The following is a 15,959-nucleotide window of genomic DNA, read 5'->3' as shown; positions in this document are numbered from 1 at the left end:
TGGAGATGACAAATATATTACTTCCCTTTTTACGTGCAATACAATCGCCCAACCAAAAAATTCCTAGTCCGGGACGGGACTAGGAATGTATTTCGCTGTCGGTGAACCGAAGTCCTTGCTCGTGAAGCGCGGTTTCCAAGATTCGTAGCACACTCGGTCCGACTCCATGCAAGGCCGCAATCTCTCGTTTCGTATAGGTGGCCAACTGTTCGAGCGTATCGATATAGGCGGCCTGCAGCGCCCGCTCGGCCGGGGCCGAACATTTCGGAAGTGGCGTCATCCGATTCCCTCCTCTCGTCTTTTAGCTCGTTCAATCGTCGGGAGACAGGCGAGGACACGATCCATACAAAATGTCCGACGGGCCTGTTTATTCATATCCCAGGCGACGAGTCGATCGCCTTGCAGCTTCATCAGCTTGACCCGCCGTTTCGAGATGACCCCGTTCCGATCGATATACATCATTTCCACGACTCGCCCATTCCGCATCCAACGCATGACTTCTTGTCTCATCCAATCTCCCTCCTTTGTTACTTTTAGTATACAGAACATTTGTTCGTAATTCCACTTTAGAGGTGTGTGTTTCAACGATTTCACGTATGCTAGAAGAAACGAATGTTTCGAGAAAGGGAGATACCCGATATGACCTATTTGCTATTGGCCGTCCTGGCCATCGTCTTATTCTTTTCCATGATTTATGCCGCCAAAGCCTTGCCGAATTTAAGAAATGTGTTATTCAACCGCGGCAGCTTGTTCGGCCAAGACACCGAGACCGTCACATGCCCGAACTGTAAGAAAACGTTCAAACGGTCCGGTGGCAATACCCAGACATGTCCGCACTGTTATACGTCGTTTTGACTCCAAAAAAGCCAACGTTCTGCCTATCCGCGGAACGTTGGCTTTTTTTGAATGTGCTCGAATCAACAAGTAACCGTTTACGTTTGCCCCATAAGTGAAATAAAAAGGTTACGTCATTTGCCCCTAACTCAACCACGAGATCGTCTCATTTCAAAAGGAGTCCACCATGTCATTCGTATCCGATCATGATTTATACGCACGCATGTTAAACCGCGACACTTCCGCGCTCGAACTGCTTTACGACCGTTATGAGCGCATCCTATATTCGCTCGCCCTCCGCTTGACGACACGAGCCGACTTGGCCGAGGCCGTCCTATCCGAGGTGTTCACCGAGCTTTGGAAGCACCGTCTACCGCTCGATTTAACGACCCATCGTCTGAAAACACATTTGTTCGAACGTGTGGAGACGGCAGCGCTACGTCTAGTCTCGAGTGCTTAAGTCACGCCCTCATCGCTTGATATAACACTTCTAGAATCCCATCTGCATACATGCCCTCGGTGACACGACCATGTTCTCGTTTGGCTTCTTCCGTTCCGTTGCCAAGTACATAGCCGTTGCCAACATACCTCAACATCCCTAAATCGTTCCCGCTGTCCCCGAACGCATAGGCGTGCTCGACCTGAAACGTATATCGATTGCACACGTAGTCGACTGCAGCGATTTTCCCTGCCCCTTGTGGGATAAAATCGATGTCATAGGCGTCTGCCGGGTCACCGGCGAGCGGATTGCATCGACTGATATTGACGGCAATCCTGAAGTCATGGGCACTCGAACGAATACGCTCGAGTTCGTCCGCGCTTGTGCCAAAGTAATAATAATTGTGCATCCAGTCGCTCGTGCCGAGATTCTTCTGCGGCTCTATCGTGAGTGTTCGACTTAAATAATCGACGACTTGCGTGACGCGGTCAGAAAAATTATGTGGGAACCGTGACGCATAACCGTCATCGAGCTCCAATTGCCCGGACGCTGTCACTTGGTACAGCTCCGTTCCAAGACTCGCCGCAATCCGATGCGGAAAGTACCGCATCTCGGCCCGCTCCATTTTTTCTCGAATCGTCTCGAGCGAGCTCCCCGTCACCCACATCGTCGACAACAGGTGCGAGTGCATATCGAGAAAGTCTTCGAGGTGTCGCAATCGTTCCAACTGCTCCACGGTACAAGCGTGCGGGAAATACGTCTCATCAAAATCAAAACAGACGAGCGTTCGCCCCTCGTCGGTAAATCGTTTCATAGTCATCCTCCTTGTGTCGTCATACCCCATCTCGTATAGTTAAAGAGAGAAAGGACGTGGCAACATGAAAAATCGATTAAACCGTTACTACTGTCAGTATAGCGGAATCGTGATCGGGTTCGGGCTCGTCTTCACCTTTTTGTTTGGGGTCCGCTCTTATTCGTTCTGGCAACTATGGTTCCCTAGCGGTTTGGCACTTCTCGTCACTCTCATTACGGCAATGCTGTTCAGTTACGTGACGTACCGCCTGCTCAGTGCCTTAAATCTACATCTATTCCGCCGTATCGGAGGAGTGACGTCCAGTTGTTCTCGTCAGACGTGAGAAATTCTTGACTGTTCACAAAATAGTCACGTCAAATAGGCATCCATTTCACGGTTTCATCCGTTAGATCAATACAAGGGATTCCCTTATGTGTAAAGGAGCAAGCCATGACTGATATTGAATTGTACGAGCGTGTCAGGAATAAGGACAAACAAGCGCTCGAGACACTTTATGACCGCTATGAACGAATCCTCTATGCGTTCGTCATGCAGTTGACGAAAGACCGCGACCTCGCCGAAGAAGCCATGCAGGAAGTATTCATTAAACTATGGCGCGGTGGCGGCGTATACGACGAATCTAAAGGAAAATTCAAATCGTGGCTTTTCACGATGAGCCGTCACGTCACGATTGACTTGATTCGAAAACGAAAACCTGACCTGCAACTCGATGAATCTTACGCGGAGGCGATCCCGTCACCGGCCCCGTCTGTCGAGACCGAGGTCGAATGGCAAGAAGAACGGACACAGATTGAGACGGCAATGGCCGAACTGCCGGTCGAGCAACAGCAAGTCGTCCGACTCATGTATTTCCAGGGACTCAGCCAACAAAAGATCGCCGATGCGTGCGGCATCCCGCTCGGTACCGTAAAAGGAAGGATTCGATTAGCGTTGAAACAGCTACGAAGGCATTTATCCAATGATTTAAATGATAAGGAGGTGGAACGATGAACGCTTGTGACCAATTGATCGACTATTTTAACCAGCATTTGACGGAAGACGAACGCATCCGGTTTGAAGCGCATCTCGCGACATGTCAAACGTGTCAAGAAGAGCTCGAACAACTCGAGGCCCTCGTCGGCGGCGTCGCGTTCCTCTCTGAACCGGCCGAACCGCCAAGCGGGATGAAGGCACGCATCCTCGACAACGTGTTCGCAGAAGACAAGACGGAGACGGAGTCGAAGCCAGACGAACCGACCCCGATCACCCCGTTCACATCGACGAAGAAGAAACAGAAGACGCCATGGGGAGCGCTCGCTCTTGCGGCCGCACTCATGCTCTCCTTGATTGGGAACGGCTATCTGCTCTTGAATCAAGAGGAGCCGAGCGGCATCGCCTTGACCGAGACAGTACCGCTTGAAGGCGAATCGGAAGGCGTGGCGTACCTCGCCGAACAGGACGGGCAGCGTCAACTCATCGTCCAAACGAACGGACTGGACGCGCTCGAAGCGAACGAGGTGTATCAAGTTTGGCTCTTAAAAGACGGCTCGCCGATTCCGACCGGGGCGTTCGTCACAGACGACAAAGGCAACGGGACCGTCATCTATACGCTCGATTCGACCGAATCTGAGACCGACTGGGATACCGTCGCTGTCACGAAAGAACCTGAACGGGGTAATACGGCACCTGAAGGCGACATCGTGCTCAGTGCCAGCCTATAAGCAAGGACCGAATGACCTGACGTACCGCGCGTACGTGTCATTCGGTTCTTTTTTCGTTATGATAATAGAAAAGGAGTGGTACATATGCGTCAGCCTAAAATTGGTGTCGTCGGTCTCGGCGGCATCGCTCAGAAAGCGTACTTACCGATTTTAACGAACAGTACGTCGTTCGAACTCGTCGGTGCCTATTCCCCGTCCGTCGCCAAACGCGAGGCGATTTGCCGGGCCCATCGGATGGAATCGTTCACAGGACTTTCCGAGCTCGCCTCTTCCGTCGACGCGGCGTTCGTCCACAGTTCGACCGAGACGCATTTCGAGATCGTCTCATATCTGCTCGCCAACGGCGTCGATGTGTACGTCGATAAACCACTCGCCGCGACAATCGAACAGGCGGAACGTCTCGTTGAGCTGGCCGAGCAATCGAACCGGAAACTCATGGTCGGCTTCAATCGTCGATTCGCCCCGATGTATCAGCATGTGAAAGACGCAGCCCCGTTCCACACGCTCGACTTCGTCAAGCATCGCGGGGACGGGTTACGCGGCCACGACTATCAGTTCACGTTGCTCGATGACTATTTGCACGTCGTCGACACGCTCCGGTATTTCACCGGAAGCGAGTTGCGCCTGGTGACGGGACACGTCGCGACGACCGAAGCGAACGGACTTCATTTCGCGCGCCACGTCTGGCAAGATGAGCACGGATTGCACACGACGTCGATGCATCGGAAAGCCGGGACGAATCATGAAGGGCTGATCGCTATCCGTGACGGTCTTCGCCTGACCGTCGACGAGATGGTGACGCTCAACCGTTTCGAACACGGCACCCATTCGACGAAGACGTTCGGGTCATGGGACACGCTCCTCACCCAACGCGGATTCCAAGGGGCGATTGACCACTTTATCTCGGCGTTGACCGACGATACCCCGATTTTGACGAATGGACGTGAGGCGCTCATCACGCAACAGATGGTGACGGATTTGTTCAACTCACGCTAAGAGGAGGAAAGCACATGGATTTCTTTTTCTATATTATGGTCATCGTCGTCGTGTCCATCGCCGCGGACACGTTCAACAAGACGCAAAAGAGACGTGTCGAGGAGCTGCGGCTCAAAGTCGAACAAGAAAAACTTGCGATTCAGCGGCTCGAGCTCGAGATGAAACGCGATGAAGACAAACTCGATCATCGTGGATTTTAAAAAGACGTTCGGCCCGTGTCGGGTCGACCGTCTTCGTTTATAAAATATGACGCTCCTCAATTTGACGTGTCTCACGCAAGCGCTTGTGGCGTCGTTCGACCATCGTCGACCAGGTGACGGCCGTGACGATACAGGCGGCACCGATGAAGAAATTGCGGTCGAGCTGTTCATCGAGGACGAGCCATCCGAGATAGCCCCCGACGAGCGGTTGGAAGAAGAAAAATAATGATCCGACGCTCGCATCCATGAGTTCGAGCCCTTTGTTCCAAAAGAAGAACGCACCGGCTGTCGAGATGATGCCAACGTACAATACGCTCAGCCACAGTACCGTGTTCATCTCCGGTAGGCCTGATGCAGCCACTTCCATGCCCATAAGTGGCGTCATCAATACGAAGGCGATGCCGATGGCGAACGTCGTAATCGTCAACGACGACATCGTCTCGGAGGCGATTTTCACATAGATGGACATGAGCGCCCAGGTGATGGCCGCTCCGACCAAGACGAGGCTACCGATGAAATACGTGCCTTCGACGTGCCAGCCGACGACGATGATGACCCCGAGCGTTGCCAGCAAGAGTGACCCGATTTTTACAGGCGTGAGCCGTTCTTTCAAAATCACTCGGGCGAAAATCACCATGAACGCCGGTGTGGCCGCAGTGACGAGCGATCCGGTATGGGCGTCAGACAGTTTCGTGCCGATGAATTGAAACGAAATCGAGGCGACGTACCCGATCACACCGACGAGCGCAATCCATTTCCAATCGCGACGAGCGATTCGCTCGCGCCCGAACGCCCCCCACATCGCGAACAGGACGATAAACGCGACGGCGTAGCGCATCCAGATGAGTGTGAACGGCTCGATATAGCCGAGCGCATATTTACTGACGACGTACATCCCGCCCCAAATGCTGGCGGCGAGCGTTAAACTGATGGCACCGAGCCATTCCTTGCGCATGGCGTCCCTCCTCCCTAATGCCTAAACAATACGACACCGGTCTCGTATATTCCTGTCTCCCTAGTTGTCGAACGAACCGAAATCGCTTACAATGAGCGTAATGATGATTGAAAGGGGGGAGAAAGGTGAACTTTGTCGGACGTACGCATTGGTCAACAGAACATTTGTACATTTTGCGTGCGATTTTTCACGATGTCGCATAATCACAGGACCCGTCTGTCCTTTTTTAGACATTGCTGAATACCGACAAAGCGCCTCTCTCTCTTGCCGAGCGCTTCTTTGCGCTCGGCTTTTTTGATAGGCCTCTATCCTAGGAGGAACCACTCATGTTAATCGAGTTACAACATATCCAAAAACAATTTGGCGGCCACGCCGTCCTGACCGATGCCAATCTTCATGTGAACGCCGGCGAACGCATTGGGCTCGTCGGACGGAACGGGAGCGGCAAGACGACGCTTTTGCGTCTCATCGTCGACGCCGATTCGCCCGACGAAGGGACGATCTATCGCAAGCAACGATTACACATCGGCTATTTGGCCCAAATCCCGGCCCACCCTGGCAAGTCGGGTCGAGACGTACTTTATACCGCGTTCGCTGAGTTGACGCGTCTCGGCGACGAGATGCGACAGCTCGAGGCACGGATGGTCTCTAGTGACGACATCGAAGCGTTGCTCGAGACGTACGGCGCCCTGCAGACACGCTATGAGAATGGCGGCGGGTACGTCATCGATTCGAAAGTGAACGCGATGATTGACGGGTTGCGCCTGACCCGCTTCGTCGACCGACCGTTCGACTCGCTCAGCGGCGGCGAACGGACCAAGGTCGGCCTCGCCTTGGCATTGCTCCAAGAACCGGAACTGCTCATCCTGGACGAACCGACGAACCACCTCGATTTGGAGGCGATGGCGTGGCTCGAGGCGTTCCTGCGTGACAGTCCATCCACGCTACTCCTCGTCTCGCACGACCGGGTATTCCTCGATGCGGTCGCCACGCGCATCGTCGAGTGTGAGGACGGGGAATTGACGAGTTTTGACGGCAACTATAGCGCGTTCGTCGCGCAAAAAGAAAAACGGTTGCTCGATCAGTTCCACGCCTACACGGAGCAGCAAAAGAAAATCAAGAAGATGAAAGAGACGATTCGCCAGCTTCGACAATGGGCGAACGAAGGCAATCCGCCGAACGAGAAGTTTTACCGTCGCGCCAAATCGATGGAGAAGGCGCTCGCCCGCATCGAGACGATTAAACGGCCTCGCCTCGAAGCCGTGCAACCCGATATCCAGTTCACAGCGAGCGGACGGACCGGCCGTGATGTGTTCGAGGCGATTGATGTGACGGTCCGATACGACCGGCCCGTCTTCGAGCATGTGTCGTTCTACACCGGTCACGGGGAGCGTGTCGCCATCGTCGGTCCGAACGGGAGCGGTAAATCGACATTGTTGAAAGTGTTGCTCGGCCAACTCGAACCGACCTCAGGCACTGTCGGACGAGCGGAGCGAGCCCGCATCGGCTATCTGTCCCAACACATCCAGTTTGATGATTCCCATCGGCTCATCGAGGCGTTCCGCGACCGGATCGCCGTCGACGAAGGGAAGGCCCGTCAACTGCTGGCTCAATTCCTCTTCTATGGGGCGAGCGTCTTCAAACCGGTTAAAGATTTGAGCGGCGGCGAGAAGATGCGGCTCATGCTCGCCATCCTCATGCATGAGGATGTGAACGTGCTCGTCTTGGACGAACCGACGAACCACCTCGACATCGAAGCCCGCGAAGCGCTTGAAGAAGCGCTCGACCGTTTCACCGGGACGCTCGTCGCCGTTTCGCATGACCGCTACTTCTTGAACAAATTGTTCCCGATCACCTATTGGCTCGATGGGACAGCGACACGCTTCCCGGGAAATATCACGTATGCGCTTGAAAAACGTCAACACGAACCGGAAGCCATCGTGGCGGCACCAAAGAAAACGAAATCAACTGAAGTGACCGTGACACCGGTCCCTGTTCGAGACACGGCGGCGGATGAGGCTCGTCTGAATAAGCTCGAGGAAACGCATCAGGCACTCCTTCGTCAGATGAACGAGACGAACGATCTCACCGAGCTGATGACGTTGCAACACCAGGCCGATGTCCTCCAAGCAGACATCGACACGTTGCTCAACCATTTACTTGAATCCATGTAATGAAAAACGACGCCGGCTTAACGGCGTCGTTTTTGTTCGAACCAAGATTGAACGAGAAAGCCGGTCACGCCGAGCGCCATCAAAAAATAGGGTACGATTCGCGGGACTCCGCCCGCTTCCCCCATCGTCGTCAGGATCACTCCGCTCACGAACGTCCCGAGCCAATACAGTTTCGGCATATGATCACTCCTCTACCACGTTCCTTTACATCCGCCGCTCGACCGAAATCAAGGAAAGCGAACGCGCCTTGCAGCCACAGCTTGCGACTCATTATACCACTTCACCCGACACGTATTTGATTGACGGTCCGCACCATAACATTCGCCTATAAGAAAAGCGCCACGAACGTGGCGCTTACCGGTGAGCGTTTCTAGCAAAGCGGACTTTCAACCGACCGGAACCTTCCCGGACGACCGTCCCATGCGGTACATGAATCTAGACTAGAAAACGGACGTGGTTCAGAACGTGATTTCGCGGCGTACGTTCGTCTGAACAGCAATCAAGTCTTGGACAGAGATTGCGTCTCCACAATGACCTTGACTGCGTTTTGACGGATGTGGTTGAAATCAATCATGAACCTCATCGGCCCACCTGTTTGAAACACCAATTTGGCTAAACGTCTCGTCTCCTACCACTTCTCTTTTGTCTGCCCCTCACCCCTTAAGCGAGGTCAGGTGGACGACAGCTTGAACGAGGAGAACCGCCTAGTCAGCCGATGTTTCATCCAATACGTCTCTCATTTCACCGAGCCGGCCTCAGTCAAACAACGATGGAATCTTTGGTTCATCCGTTGCCTTCTTTCAGCTCAACACGTTGAATGAGGACTACACAGATACATTAACCGTTTTATCGATCGACGAATCCTTGTTCACCATTTCTCCAACATTTAGTTGTCGATATAGTGGTCGAGCGCATAGGCGACGCCGTCGGCTTCGACGTCTTTCGTGATGTGGGTGCTGATGTCTTTCAACGGGTCGACGGCGTTTCCCATCGCGATCCGTGTTTCTGCCACTTCAAACATCGAGATATCATTCAAATTATCACCGATGGCCACGATATCTGATGGCGGGATGTCATGATGCTCCGCCAACTGCGTCAACGCCATTCCTTTACTTGCCTTCGGATGTCCAATTTCAATCTTTGTCCAGCCCGCCGTCGTGATTAAGATATCAGTCCGCGGTTCATACAGTTTCCGCAGCTCATGCAACTTGCGCCGGTCGAACGAATAGACGAATACTTTATACACTTCATCGGTCTCGAAGTCGATGTCCTCGATTGCATCGACATAAGTCAGTCCGAACTGCTCGTTTTGAATCTCAATCTCTCGCTCGCCCCACTCTCGTGTGAACGATTGGTCATGCGGCAACACCCCATCGAGCTCACCTTTCAGCAAATCGGTGCCCGATCGCAGCACTTTCACCCCCGCGTTTGTATAGAATTCAACGTACGCCCCGTGCTCATGGGCCACGTCCCACAATTCTTGTACGACATCTTTCGGGAGCGCATGGTAATAAATCCGCTCATTCTCATAGAAAGCAATCGCGCCGTTCCCCGACAAAATCGGGCAAGACAAATCACTCCGCTTCAACAGCTCCTCGATGTCATGAATCGAACGTCCAGAAGAAATCGACACCAAATCTCCTTTGGCCTGGCGCCGACGAATCGCCTCCTGGTTCGCTTCTGTGATGACACCCGTCCGCGATAACAACGTCCCGTCTAAATCGATGGCAATCAGTTTCATCTCCTCTTCTCCTTTCACGCGGGTCAGATCACCCAATTCTTTCAGATTGACTCTCTCCATTTCATCATCACATATCCAGCCGTGAGAAGCACGTGCGAACCATGTCCGAACTGCGGTCATTCGTGTTGACACGCCCTGCCCTGATTGCTACGCTTTTGTCAGCATCGCACGCAAGTCAAAGGGGGAAATGATATGGCTCAGGATTTCACACGGGCGTACGCGGAAACACGCGACGCCAGCGACTCGCTCGCATCATACCGGGGAGAATTTTATTTGCCGCAAGACGGGATTTACATGGATGGGAACTCGCTCGGCCTGTTATCGAAACGGGCCGAGCAGACGCTCCTCGAATCGCTTCAGGATTGGAAGGAGCTCGGGATTGACGGGTGGATGTCGGGACGACACCCATGGTTCAACTTATCAGAACAGTTGGCCGCCCTCAACGCACCGCTCGTCGGAGCGAGAGCCGAAGAAGTGATGGTGACAGGTTCGACGACGGTCAACTTGCATCAGCTCGCCGCCTCATTCTTTAAGCCGAAAGGCAAGCGAACAAAAATTTTGGCCGACGCGCTCACGTTCCCATCTGATATCTACGCACTGAAAAGCCAACTCGAGCTCCGGGGACTCGACCCGGCCGAACATTTGGTCCAAGTGTCGAGCCCAGATGGCCGCTATTTAAAAGAAGAAGACATCATCGCAGCGATGACAGACGATATCGCCTTAATCGTCTTACCGACCGTCCTCTATCGCAGCGGACAGATTCTCGACATGGCCCGTCTCGCCAAGGCGGCGAACGAACGGGATATCTTGATCGGCTTTGACGCCTGCCACTCGGTCGGCGCGATTCCGCACGCGTTCCATGATTGGGGCGTCGACTTTGCCTACTGGTGCAACTATAAGCATCTGAACGGCGGACCGGGCAGCGTCGGCGGTCTATTCGTCCATGAACGCCATTTCGGGACGACGCCGGGCCTTGCCGGTTGGTTCGGTTCCCGCAAAGACAAACAGTTCGATATGGATCACACGATGACACCGGCTGACGACGCCGGCGCGTTCCAAATCGGGACACCGCACGTCTTGAGCCTCGCCCCGCAACTTGGCGCCCTCGAGATGTTCAATGAGATCGGCATGGACGCCATCCGTGAGAAATCGCTCGCGTTGACGTCGTATATGACCGAACTGATTGACGAAGTGCTCGCGCCATACGGTTTCGTCATCGGCAGCCCGCGCAACGAGACGCAACGCGGTGCCCATTTGAGCCTCGAGCATCCAGAGGCGGCCCGCATCTGTAAAGCGCTCAAACAACATCGCGTCATCCCGGACTTCCGGGCCCCGAACATCATCCGTTTGGCTCCGGTCGCCTTGTATAACACGTTCACCGACGTCTATGACGTCGTGATGACGCTACAGACGATCATGGAAAACAAAGAATACGAGGCGTTCGAGAACGTCCGCGAAGTCGTGGCCTAAGGAGAATTCATATGAGTGAACGGATTGAACATAACGTCGAGCAATCGATTCAGACCGATTTTTCAAAAGACATGTCATACGGTGACTATTTGCAGCTCGACCCGATTTTATCGAGCCAGCATCGTCTGTCGGACCATCACGATGAGATGCTGTTCATCATCATCCATCAGACGAGCGAGCTGTGGATGAAACTGATTTTACATGAACTGACGGCGGCGACGACCGCCATCGAGACCGGAGAGCTCGAGCGCTCGTTCAAGATGCTCGCCCGCGTCTCGAAGATTCAACAACAGCTCATCCAGTCGTGGAGCGTACTGGCGACGTTGACCCCGGCTGAATATTTGGAGTTCCGGGACAAGCTCGGTTCGTCGTCTGGGTTCCAATCGTATCAGAACCGCCAAATCGAGTTCGCGCTCGGCTTCAAGAACGCGCGCACGCTCAGCGTGTACGCCCATGACGAGAAGCTGTACCCGCTCCTCGAGTCGTCTCTGCAAGCACCGAGCATCTATGACATGACCGTCCGCGAGATGCATCACCGCGGCCTCGCCATCGATGAGGCCGTGCTCAACCGCGACGTCACGAAAGACTGGGAGTGGAACGAGAGCGTCGAAGCCGCTTGGGTCGAAGTGTACCGTGACGTCACCAAGTATTGGGACTTGTACGAGCTCGGCGAGAAACTGCTCGATATCGGCAGCCAGCAACAGATGTGGCGCTTCAACCATATGAGCACGGTCGAACGGATTATCGGACAGAAGATGGGGACCGGCGGCTCGTCCGGCGTCAATTACTTGCGCCGTGTCCTCGATCACCGCTTCTTCCCGGAACTTTGGACCGTCCGGACAAAACTGTGAGGAGGACGAACACGATGACATGGATTGATGTTTCGCAACCGCTTGAAGACAGCACGACGACATGGCCGGGCGACACCGCCTTCCGTTACGAGATCGCCTGGCCGATGGCCGACAGCGGATCGGTCAACGTCGGCAAAGTGACGATGAGCCTCCATTCCGGCACGCACATCGACGCCCCGTTCCATTTCGACGACGCCGGACAGCGCGTCATCGATCTCGATCCGGGACTTTATATCGGACCGGCCCGGGTCATCCATCTTCCTGGCCGCGAACAGATCGAGGCGGCCGATTTGGACGGTTTTGACTTGACCGGCGTCGAACGGCTGATTCTCAAGACGGACGGCTGGCCGGACAAGCGTACGTTCCCGGACCGCATCCCGGAACTGACGCCTTCACTCGCCGACCGCCTCGGTGACCTCGGGATTTATTTAATCGGTCTCGATTTGCCATCGGTCGATGCGATTGACAGTAAAGAGATGGCGGCGCATCACGCGCTCGCCCGTAACGGGGTTCATATTCTCGAAGGACTCGTCCTCGATCACATCGTCCCGGGTGACTACGAATTGAACGCCGTTCCGCTTCCGATTGTCAAAGGAGACGGCAGTCCGGTGCGCGCGCTGTTGCGTTCGCTCGACTAACACGAACACCCCTTCAGCCGAGGGGGTGTTTTCAGTCCTCTTGCATGATTTCATTGGAACTTTTACGATGATCGAACCGTTTGGAGATGTGAACCTTATACGCCATGTTCGTCTCGTAGTCTGTCGAGAACACGCCCGCGTACAACAGGTCGAGCAGGCAATGAATCGAATCGTTCGATGTGAAGCTCCCGATTTTTGAATACAGACGTTCCCGCGTCGTCAAACGGAGCGTACAATCGGTCTGGCTGGAGATTGCATTCTCGCCGAGACTCGTCAGTGCGAGCATCGGGACGCTTCGCTGCTTCAAATAAGGGATGAGTCCAAGCGTGTAATCGCTCTCCCCCGTATATGAGATGAGGAGCGCACACGTCGTCTCGTCTGAGTTGGCGGCCTCGAACTCGGCGTCGAATTCGCAAAGACTGACCTGCTTGCCGATGCGATTCATTTTTGATTTGAAGTCGTGACAGAGCAACAAGTTATGAATGACGGAGAAGATTTTGATGTGCTTCGCCTCACTCAACATCGTCACGGCCCGCTCGTAGGCCTCATGGTCGAGCAGAGACAGCGTGTCCTCAATCGTCATCTGCTTTAGCGCCGCCACCTTGTTCGCGACAGCCATCAGGTTGTCCCCGGCCGTGAACGGATAGTTGGCGTCAATGTCGGAAAAGTGACGATTCAAATACTCGATTTCCGCCAAAAAAGCATCCTTCAACTCGACCCAGCCCGGATAATCAAGTTTGTGCGCGATCCGACTCAACATTGAGGGATGAGTGTATGTAGCCGCCGCAATCTGTTTCATCGTCTTGTCTTGAATATGCTCGCGCTCGATAAACAAATACTCGACGACGGCTCGTTCCGACTTCGAGAACACGTCTTGCTTCATTTTCTCGGTCAATAACATATGGTTGCTCCTCTCGTGAATCAAATTCACAAAAACAGTATGGAATCCGTATTATTTTGTAAACGCTTTCGGAGTTGTCCTTGAATCTATTGTCTTCATATTTCTCTATTCTATACTGAAATGGAACGAGGCACATCCCTTACAAGAACGATTTCATTTACACATGTTCTAATTTTTTGTGAACAAAACAAGGAGGAGATTCATATGACAACCGGAATTAAGCTCGTCACCATCGGGGGCGGCAGTAGCTATACACCAGAATTGATGGAAGGGTTCATCAAACGGTATGAAGAATTACCAATTCGCGAGATTTGGCTCGTCGACATCGAGGCCGGGAAAGACAAGCTCGACATCGTCGGGCAGATGGCTCAACGGATGTGGGATGCCTCACCGTACGACGTCAAAGTCCATCTGACGCTCGACCGGGAGGAAGCGTTGCAAGACGCTGACTTCGTCACGACCCAATTCCGGGTCGGTTTGCTCGACGCCCGCATTAAAGATGAGCGCATTCCCCTCTCGTACGGCATGGTCGGTCAAGAGACGAACGGGGCCGGCGGGATTTTGAAGGCGTTCCGGACAATCCCGGTCATCCTCGACATCGTCGAAGACATGAAGCGCCTCTGCCCGGACGCCTGGCTCGTCAACTTTACGAATCCGAGCGGCATGGTGACCGACGCGGTCATCCGCTATGGACAATGGGACAAAGTGATTGGTCTATGCAACGTGCCGGTCAACGCGATGATGGCTGAACCAGAACTGATCGGCAAGAAGCCGGAAGAGTTGATTTATTCGTTCGCTGGCTTGAACCACTTCCACTGGCACCGGGTCCATGACGTGAACGGGACTGACGTCACGCGCGACATCATCGACAAGATGTACGACGGCGACTCCGGGATTCCAGCCAACATCCACGATATGCCGTTCTTCCAAGAACAGCTGCAACAGATGAACCTGATTCCATGCGGCTATCACCGCTATTACTACCGTACCGAGGAAATGCTTGCCCATATGCTTGAAGAATATCGCGACCCGGCCGTCGGGACACGGGCCGAGCAAGTGAAGCAGACGGAAGCGGAGCTGTTCGAGCTGTACAAAGACCCGAACCTCGACCATAAGCCGGAGCAGTTGTCGAAACGCGGCGGCGCCCACTACTCGGACGCGGCGTGTGAGACGATCGCCTCGATTTATGCGAACAAGAACACGCATATCGTCGTCTCGACGAAAAACAACGGGGCCGTCCCGGACCTCCATCCGGACGACGTCGTCGAAGTGTCGGCCTATATCGGGGCGACTGGCGCGAAACCGATCGCGTTCGGTGCGCTCGCACCGGCTGAGAAAGGATGGCTCCAAGTCATGAAGAACATGGAGCTGTGCGTGGAGGAAGCGGCTGTTACCGGTGACTACGGGCTCGCCCTTCAAGCATTCATCATCAATCCGCTCATCCCGAGCGGCGAGACAGCGAAACGAGTGCTCGATGAACTGCTCATCGCCCACAAAGCGTATTTGCCGCAGTTCGCCGAGAAGATTGCTGAGCTCGAAGCAAGCGGCGTCACGATTAAAGACGAGGTCGTTCAAACGCTCCGTCCAATCGAACACGCATAAAAAACAGCCAGCGCGTCGCAAATCGACACGCTGGCTTTTCTTCACGCTTTAACACGTTCGTACTGCTCTTTCGTCACGACGTAAATGAGGCTCTGCACCGTACGGCCATCTAAACGTGTCAACTGTTGAGACGTCGTGAACACGTACGTAAAGCCCGTCTTCTCGACGACGCGGCGCGATTGGTCGTTGAAGTCGAAATGACCGCACCAGATGCGCTCGAGGTCGAGATCATCAAACCCATATCGCATCACTTCGTGAACGGCCTCCGGGATGTACCCTTTCCCCCAATAGTCCGGGCTGAGAACATAGCCGATCTCGCGTTGCCGATCATGCTGAATCTCAGGATCCGGACGCCGGTCGTGCAACCCGAGGCTGCCGATGACTTCACCTGTCTCTTTTAACGTGATTGCCCAGACGTCTTGGTCTTGTTGGAACAATCGGATGACGTCACGCGTCTCCTCGACCGATTGGTGCGGGGCCCATCCTGCTTTTGGTCCGACCCGCTCGTCTTGCGCGTAGCGAAACATCTGTTCCGCGTCCTCGAGTTGAAACGCTCGCAGCTGGAGCCGGTCTGTATCAAGTTGAATCATCTACTTCTTCCTTTCTGTCGTTTCCCTCGGATTCGTTCCGGGAATGAATCCATG

The 15,959-nt window shown here is 54.0% G+C and carries 20 protein-coding genes; 12 read left to right on the top strand and 8 right to left on the bottom strand.

The genetic code is table 11. The annotated features are described in order from the left end of the window. Positions 1 to 79 precede the first annotated feature (79 nt). Both KNP83_RS00570 and KNP83_RS00565 read right to left on the bottom strand, forming a co-directional pair. Positions 80 to 280 (bottom strand): helix-hairpin-helix domain-containing protein, encoded by a 201-nt coding sequence (locus tag KNP83_RS00570; RefSeq protein ID WP_214759120.1) that lies wholly within the window; start codon positions 278 to 280, stop codon positions 80 to 82. Then, the gene (locus KNP83_RS00565) at positions 277 to 510 is read right to left on the bottom strand and encodes a WYL domain-containing protein (protein WP_214759118.1); all 234 of its coding nucleotides are present in this window, start codon (positions 508 to 510) and stop codon (positions 277 to 279) included. Before KNP83_RS00565 ends, KNP83_RS00570 begins: the two co-directional genes overlap by 4 nt. 129 nt (positions 511 to 639) lie before the next feature. Between KNP83_RS00565 and KNP83_RS00560 the strand changes: the two genes are divergently transcribed. After that, the gene (locus KNP83_RS00560; protein WP_214754404.1) at positions 640 to 855 is read left to right on the top strand and encodes a hypothetical protein; all 216 of its coding nucleotides are present in this window, start codon (positions 640 to 642) and stop codon (positions 853 to 855) included. A 166-nt stretch (positions 856 to 1,021) separates the two neighbouring features. After that, positions 1,022 to 1,294: a sigma factor gene (locus KNP83_RS00555; RefSeq protein WP_214759116.1), complete on the top strand. Its 273-nt coding sequence runs from the start codon at positions 1,022 to 1,024 to the stop codon at positions 1,292 to 1,294. A 1-nt stretch (position 1,295) separates the two neighbouring features. Here KNP83_RS00555 and KNP83_RS00550 read toward each other — a convergent pair whose 3' ends face one another. Beyond that, positions 1,296 to 2,087 carry an HAD-IIB family hydrolase gene (locus KNP83_RS00550; RefSeq protein ID WP_214759110.1) on the bottom strand — a complete coding sequence of 264 codons (792 nt, stop codon included), beginning with the start codon at positions 2,085 to 2,087 and terminating at the stop codon, positions 1,296 to 1,298. 64 nt (positions 2,088 to 2,151) lie between these two features. On the opposite strand from KNP83_RS00550, the gene KNP83_RS00545 reads away from it, so the two are divergent. The 5 genes from KNP83_RS00545 to KNP83_RS00525 all read left to right on the top strand — a co-directional run bounded on the left by KNP83_RS00545 (position 2,152) and on the right by KNP83_RS00525 (position 4,983). Next, the gene (locus KNP83_RS00545) at positions 2,152 to 2,409 is read left to right on the top strand and encodes a hypothetical protein (RefSeq protein WP_214759104.1); all 258 of its coding nucleotides are present in this window, start codon (positions 2,152 to 2,154) and stop codon (positions 2,407 to 2,409) included. Positions 2,410 to 2,516: 107 nt separating this feature from the next. Beyond that, positions 2,517 to 3,077, top strand: a complete 561-nt coding sequence (locus KNP83_RS00540; RefSeq protein WP_214759102.1) for an RNA polymerase sigma factor — start codon at positions 2,517 to 2,519, stop codon at positions 3,075 to 3,077. After that, complete coding sequence (locus KNP83_RS00535) at positions 3,074 to 3,787, top strand: anti-sigma factor (RefSeq protein WP_214759100.1); 714 nt, start codon at positions 3,074 to 3,076, stop codon at positions 3,785 to 3,787. Before KNP83_RS00540 ends, KNP83_RS00535 begins: the two co-directional genes overlap by 4 nt. Before the next feature lie 84 nt (positions 3,788 to 3,871). Further along, complete coding sequence (locus tag KNP83_RS00530) at positions 3,872 to 4,783, top strand: Gfo/Idh/MocA family protein (RefSeq protein WP_214759098.1); 912 nt, start codon at positions 3,872 to 3,874, stop codon at positions 4,781 to 4,783. Between the two features lie 14 nt (positions 4,784 to 4,797). After that, positions 4,798 to 4,983 carry a hypothetical protein gene (locus tag KNP83_RS00525; protein WP_214759096.1) on the top strand — a complete coding sequence of 62 codons (186 nt, stop codon included), beginning with the start codon at positions 4,798 to 4,800 and terminating at the stop codon, positions 4,981 to 4,983. A 37-nt stretch (positions 4,984 to 5,020) separates the two neighbouring features. Here the strand turns inward: KNP83_RS00525 and KNP83_RS00520 are convergent, their stop codons facing one another. Further along, entirely contained in the window at positions 5,021 to 5,938 is a 918-nt protein-coding gene (locus KNP83_RS00520) for a DMT family transporter (RefSeq protein ID WP_214759094.1), read from the bottom strand. 326 nt (positions 5,939 to 6,264) lie between these two features. Here KNP83_RS00520 and abc-f point away from each other — a divergent pair, with 326 nt between their 5' ends. Further along, complete coding sequence (gene abc-f / locus KNP83_RS00515) at positions 6,265 to 8,112, top strand: ribosomal protection-like ABC-F family protein (RefSeq protein ID WP_214759092.1); 1,848 nt, start codon at positions 6,265 to 6,267, stop codon at positions 8,110 to 8,112. 17 nt (positions 8,113 to 8,129) lie between these two features. Here the strand turns inward: abc-f and KNP83_RS00510 are convergent, their stop codons facing one another. Both KNP83_RS00510 and KNP83_RS00505 read right to left on the bottom strand, forming a co-directional pair. Then, positions 8,130 to 8,291 (bottom strand): hypothetical protein, encoded by a 162-nt coding sequence (locus KNP83_RS00510; RefSeq protein ID WP_214719069.1) that lies wholly within the window; start codon positions 8,289 to 8,291, stop codon positions 8,130 to 8,132. A 707-nt stretch (positions 8,292 to 8,998) separates the two neighbouring features. Beyond that, positions 8,999 to 9,853 carry an HAD family hydrolase gene (locus KNP83_RS00505; RefSeq protein WP_214759090.1) on the bottom strand — a complete coding sequence of 285 codons (855 nt, stop codon included), beginning with the start codon at positions 9,851 to 9,853 and terminating at the stop codon, positions 8,999 to 9,001. A 192-nt stretch (positions 9,854 to 10,045) separates the two neighbouring features. On the opposite strand from KNP83_RS00505, the gene kynU reads away from it, so the two are divergent. From kynU to kynB, 3 genes are read left to right on the top strand one after another with little or no spacing between them, the layout of a single operon-like run. Further along, positions 10,046 to 11,323, top strand: a complete 1,278-nt coding sequence (kynU, locus tag KNP83_RS00500; RefSeq protein ID WP_214759088.1) for a kynureninase — start codon at positions 10,046 to 10,048, stop codon at positions 11,321 to 11,323. 11 nt (positions 11,324 to 11,334) lie between these two features. Further along, positions 11,335 to 12,174 carry a tryptophan 2,3-dioxygenase gene (gene kynA / locus KNP83_RS00495; protein ID WP_214759086.1) on the top strand — a complete coding sequence of 280 codons (840 nt, stop codon included), beginning with the start codon at positions 11,335 to 11,337 and terminating at the stop codon, positions 12,172 to 12,174. Positions 12,175 to 12,188: 14 nt separating this feature from the next. Continuing rightward, positions 12,189 to 12,812, top strand: a complete 624-nt coding sequence (gene kynB, locus KNP83_RS00490; RefSeq protein WP_214759061.1) for an arylformamidase — start codon at positions 12,189 to 12,191, stop codon at positions 12,810 to 12,812. 31 nt (positions 12,813 to 12,843) lie between these two features. Here the strand turns inward: kynB and KNP83_RS00485 are convergent, their stop codons facing one another. Further along, complete coding sequence (locus KNP83_RS00485) at positions 12,844 to 13,713, bottom strand: MurR/RpiR family transcriptional regulator (RefSeq protein WP_214759052.1); 870 nt, start codon at positions 13,711 to 13,713, stop codon at positions 12,844 to 12,846. Between the two features lie 204 nt (positions 13,714 to 13,917). Between KNP83_RS00485 and KNP83_RS00480 the strand changes: the two genes are divergently transcribed. Then, on the top strand, positions 13,918 to 15,315 hold the full coding sequence (locus tag KNP83_RS00480) for a 6-phospho-beta-glucosidase (protein WP_214759050.1): 1,398 nt from the start codon (positions 13,918 to 13,920) through the stop codon (positions 15,313 to 15,315). A gap of 41 nt (positions 15,316 to 15,356) precedes the next feature. Here the strand turns inward: KNP83_RS00480 and KNP83_RS00475 are convergent, their stop codons facing one another. Then, on the bottom strand, positions 15,357 to 15,905 hold the full coding sequence (locus KNP83_RS00475; RefSeq protein ID WP_214759048.1) for a GNAT family N-acetyltransferase: 549 nt from the start codon (positions 15,903 to 15,905) through the stop codon (positions 15,357 to 15,359). Positions 15,906 to 15,959 lie beyond the last annotated feature (54 nt).

The organism is Exiguobacterium sp. s146 (assembly GCF_018618415.1).
Taxonomy (GTDB): Bacteria; Bacillota; Bacilli; order Exiguobacteriales; family Exiguobacteriaceae; genus Exiguobacterium.
Note: the sequence above shows the minus strand (reverse complement) of the source record. Positions and strands in the feature narration are given on the sequence as shown.

What these genes read in the sequence shown, in the direction of transcription:
- KNP83_RS00570 (WP_214759120.1), bottom strand. Translation starts at nt 280, where the DNA reads ATGACGCCACTTCCGAAATGTTCGGCCCCGGCCGAGCGGGCGCTGCAG.
- KNP83_RS00565 (WP_214759118.1), bottom strand. Translation starts at nt 510, where the DNA reads ATGAGACAAGAAGTCATGCGTTGGATGCGGAATGGGCGAGTCGTGGAA.
- KNP83_RS00560 (WP_214754404.1), top strand. Translation starts at nt 640, where the DNA reads ATGACCTATTTGCTATTGGCCGTCCTGGCCATCGTCTTATTCTTTTCC.
- KNP83_RS00555 (WP_214759116.1), top strand. Translation starts at nt 1,022, where the DNA reads ATGTCATTCGTATCCGATCATGATTTATACGCACGCATGTTAAACCGC.
- KNP83_RS00550 (WP_214759110.1), bottom strand. Translation starts at nt 2,087, where the DNA reads ATGAAACGATTTACCGACGAGGGGCGAACGCTCGTCTGTTTTGATTTT.
- KNP83_RS00545 (WP_214759104.1), top strand. Translation starts at nt 2,152, where the DNA reads ATGAAAAATCGATTAAACCGTTACTACTGTCAGTATAGCGGAATCGTG.
- KNP83_RS00540 (WP_214759102.1), top strand. Translation starts at nt 2,517, where the DNA reads ATGACTGATATTGAATTGTACGAGCGTGTCAGGAATAAGGACAAACAA.
- KNP83_RS00535 (WP_214759100.1), top strand. Translation starts at nt 3,074, where the DNA reads ATGAACGCTTGTGACCAATTGATCGACTATTTTAACCAGCATTTGACG.
- KNP83_RS00530 (WP_214759098.1), top strand. Translation starts at nt 3,872, where the DNA reads ATGCGTCAGCCTAAAATTGGTGTCGTCGGTCTCGGCGGCATCGCTCAG.
- KNP83_RS00525 (WP_214759096.1), top strand. Translation starts at nt 4,798, where the DNA reads ATGGATTTCTTTTTCTATATTATGGTCATCGTCGTCGTGTCCATCGCC.
- KNP83_RS00520 (WP_214759094.1), bottom strand. Translation starts at nt 5,938, where the DNA reads ATGCGCAAGGAATGGCTCGGTGCCATCAGTTTAACGCTCGCCGCCAGC.
- abc-f (WP_214759092.1), top strand. Translation starts at nt 6,265, where the DNA reads ATGTTAATCGAGTTACAACATATCCAAAAACAATTTGGCGGCCACGCC.
- KNP83_RS00510 (WP_214719069.1), bottom strand. Translation starts at nt 8,291, where the DNA reads ATGCCGAAACTGTATTGGCTCGGGACGTTCGTGAGCGGAGTGATCCTG.
- KNP83_RS00505 (WP_214759090.1), bottom strand. Translation starts at nt 9,853, where the DNA reads ATGAAACTGATTGCCATCGATTTAGACGGGACGTTGTTATCGCGGACG.
- kynU (WP_214759088.1), top strand. Translation starts at nt 10,046, where the DNA reads ATGGCTCAGGATTTCACACGGGCGTACGCGGAAACACGCGACGCCAGC.
- kynA (WP_214759086.1), top strand. Translation starts at nt 11,335, where the DNA reads ATGAGTGAACGGATTGAACATAACGTCGAGCAATCGATTCAGACCGAT.
- kynB (WP_214759061.1), top strand. Translation starts at nt 12,189, where the DNA reads ATGACATGGATTGATGTTTCGCAACCGCTTGAAGACAGCACGACGACA.
- KNP83_RS00485 (WP_214759052.1), bottom strand. Translation starts at nt 13,713, where the DNA reads ATGTTATTGACCGAGAAAATGAAGCAAGACGTGTTCTCGAAGTCGGAA.
- KNP83_RS00480 (WP_214759050.1), top strand. Translation starts at nt 13,918, where the DNA reads ATGACAACCGGAATTAAGCTCGTCACCATCGGGGGCGGCAGTAGCTAT.
- KNP83_RS00475 (WP_214759048.1), bottom strand. Translation starts at nt 15,905, where the DNA reads ATGATTCAACTTGATACAGACCGGCTCCAGCTGCGAGCGTTTCAACTC.